Annotated in this window: 2 protein-coding genes and 1 pseudogene; 1 reads left to right on the plus strand and 2 read right to left on the minus strand. The window is 40.1% G+C overall.

Features of this window, described 5'->3' with window-relative positions; translation table 11 throughout:
- Window positions 1-79 precede the first annotated feature (79 nt).
- Window positions 80-646 (minus strand): 16S rRNA (guanine(966)-N(2))-methyltransferase RsmD, encoded by a 567-nt coding sequence (gene rsmD, locus BN338_RS08125; RefSeq protein WP_039760878.1) that lies wholly within the window; start codon window positions 644-646, stop codon window positions 80-82.
- A pseudogene (locus BN338_RS08130) lies at window positions 627-2,046 on the minus strand (pseudouridine synthase). Before BN338_RS08130 ends, rsmD begins: the two are co-directional and overlap by 20 nt.
- Window positions 2,047-2,312: 266 nt before the next feature.
- On the opposite strand from BN338_RS08130, the gene BN338_RS08135 reads away from it, so the two are divergent.
- Window positions 2,313-2,759, plus strand: coding sequence for a nucleoside deaminase (locus BN338_RS08135; RefSeq protein ID WP_039760880.1), 447 nt, complete (start codon window positions 2,313-2,315; stop codon window positions 2,757-2,759).
- Window positions 2,760-2,771: the final 12 nt, after the last annotated feature.

Raw genomic sequence — 2,771 nt, forward strand, 5'->3', positions numbered from 1 at the left:
AACCTTTAAAGAAACCATATAAAATAAAAGAAACTGTAAAGAAGCGTTTTTTCGTCATACCGGATAAAAAAGAACTTTCTCAAGATGTAAGCGATCGTAATTTATAAAGACGTATTGCTGTCTCACCATAAAAACGCTCATCATCTAGATAAAACACGTCAGGTAAATGAATGATTGTATCTTTCTTTTCTTCAAGTATAAAGAGTGTATCAGCTTTTGCCCAGCCCCCTCGCAAAGCTTCTACAAAAGCACGTTCTCCTAAACAACGGCTATAGGGAGGATCAGCACAGATAACATCGAATGGAAGCATTGTTCCAATATTGCCAAGTTTGGTTGCATCACGGCGCAAAATCCGTCCTATCGACTGTAATTCAAAGGCTTCGATATTTTTTTGAAGCAACCCACGCCCCTCAACCGAGTTTTCAACAAAAACAGCAGCCTTTGCTCCACGCGAAAGTGCTTCGATACCTAAAGCACCAGTACCAGCAAATAGATCGAGAATGCGTTTATTGGTCCAAAATTGTTCTTCACGGCTAGAAAGAATATTAAAAAGATTTTCACGCGTACGATCACTCGTTGGGCGAATCGACTGATCAATAGGCGAAAACAAAACACGCCCAGCAAATTTACCGCCGATGATCCGCACGTGGACCTCCAAACCGCTTCGAAGTTTTTGCACTATCACCATATGATTTAGATTTTTTCATAGCACCACTAAATGATTTTACCTTGTTCTTTTTCTCAAAAGAACGCTCATCACGACCACCTTTTATCATTTTCTTTTTATCCTTTAAAAAGCGATCTTGCTTACCAAAGGTACGCACTTCATCATAAGATGTTTTGCTACGTTTTTGAATAAAACTTCCCCAACTTTCTTTTTGTAAATGCCCCTTTTCTTTCTGGAAGTAATTGTCTTTTCGTTTTTCCTTACCTCGATGAAAGGATTTTTTATCAGGAAAATCGCCCTTATGATCATGCGATTTCTCCTCACTATAGGAAGACTTCTTACGTGCACTCTGCGGACGTGCACCAGGAGCCATCCAAACATTAGCACGACGAGAACGTGGTAGAAAACGCTCTGCTTTTCCTTGCTCACTTTTTCCCTTATTCACATTCTCATGAGACTTTGCTCTTAATCGTGTGCGATCATGCTCAACCGAACCATCTCTTGATCTGCGCCGTATCGTTCTTTCACTCGAGAAAACCCAACCATCATTTGTAACAGAAAGATCCTTCTGACTTTGCTTTTCCGCGACAACTGCAGAATTTGAAAAGGGTTTCAGAATAGGAGCATCAAAATCTGCATTGGCTTGCATAATCAAACGCTCCCCTAACTGATCACGTAACATCCGGCCTTTTAATTCTTGCACAGCCCCTTCTGCTAAATCAGAGAGATGAAATGGACCATAAGATACACGTATTAACCGATTGACTGATAATCCCAATGCCCCTAAAACATTCTTATTTCACGATTTTTCCTTCTCGCAAAGCGACAGAAAGCCATATATTCGCCCCTTGTTCACGCTCAATTGATGCTTCAATTGAACCATAGAAAATACCATTAATCGCAATACCATTTTTAAGATTATCCAACGCACTCTGCTTTACTCTTCCATGAGCACGGACTCGGTATTTACGAACCCACCCCGTTACAGGAAGCTCTAATACGCGCGCTAAGCCACCATCATTGGTTAAGAGCAAAAGGCCTTCTGTGTTAATGTCAAGCCTTCCGACAGAAAGAACTCGCGGCATTCCTTTTGGTAAATTACTAAATACTGTAGGTCTACCTTCAGGATCACGGTTCGTGGTAACAAGCCCTGCTGGCTTGTGGTAAAGCCATAAACGCGTTCGTTCTATAGGAGATAAAGGTTTGCCATCAACTTTAATAACATCAGAGCGGCTAACATTAAAAGCAGGCGTTTTCACAACGGCACCATTCACAGAAACACGACCTGCAACAATCATCATTTCTGCATCCCGACGCGAGGCAACACCAGCACGTGCTAATCTTTTAGCAATCCGTTCACTCTCATTATTTTCATTCATTTGCGTTTCAAACCATTCTTTACCAGTATGTTCAGAAAATTATTCACATACACCATACCGCTTATCCTGAAAGAGGACGTAGCATAATCATTGATCATTTTCTATCCTTTAACGACAGTAATGTATTTATTGATTTGAAAGTTTGTTTTAAACATTTTTAAAATAGAGATATTCCCTTCATTATAAAAGCGTATCAATTATTCATTCCATAGCATTTCTTATCGAAAAACCTTTAAATTCTCTATGACTTTGTTAGAAAGAATATTATGACTTTGACACCCATGGAAATAGCCCTTTTAGAAGCACAATGGGCTGCAAAAAAAGATGAAGTTCCCGTAGGTGCCGTCATTACACGCGGGAAAACTATCATTGCACGCGCTGGCAATTTTATAAAATCCGCATATGATCCTACAGGACACGCAGAAATACGCGCAATCCGTATGGCCTGCAAAACATTGCAAAGTGAAAGGCTTCCTGATTGCGATCTTTATGTAACACTGGAGCCTTGTGCTATGTGTGCTGCTGCCATTTCATTTGCACGTATACGACGTCTCTATTACGCAACAAATGATTCTAAGGGGGGGGGTATAGAAAATGGCCCACGTTTTTACCAGCAACCAACCTGTCATCACAAACCTGAGATTTATTCTGGTTTTAAGGAAAAAGAAGCTGCTCAATTACTTAAAGATTTTTTTGTACAAAAGCGATCCTAAAAATAATTCTTC

Source organism: Bartonella queenslandensis AUST/NH15 (genome assembly GCF_000312585.1).
In the GTDB taxonomy this organism is placed as follows: Bacteria; Pseudomonadota; Alphaproteobacteria; order Rhizobiales; family Rhizobiaceae; genus Bartonella; species Bartonella queenslandensis_A.

Excerpts from the sequence above, each read along its gene's own strand:
- BN338_RS08135 (WP_039760880.1), top strand. The coding sequence starts at position 2,313 with ATGACTTTGACACCCATGGAAATAGCCCTTTTAGAAGCACAATGGGCT.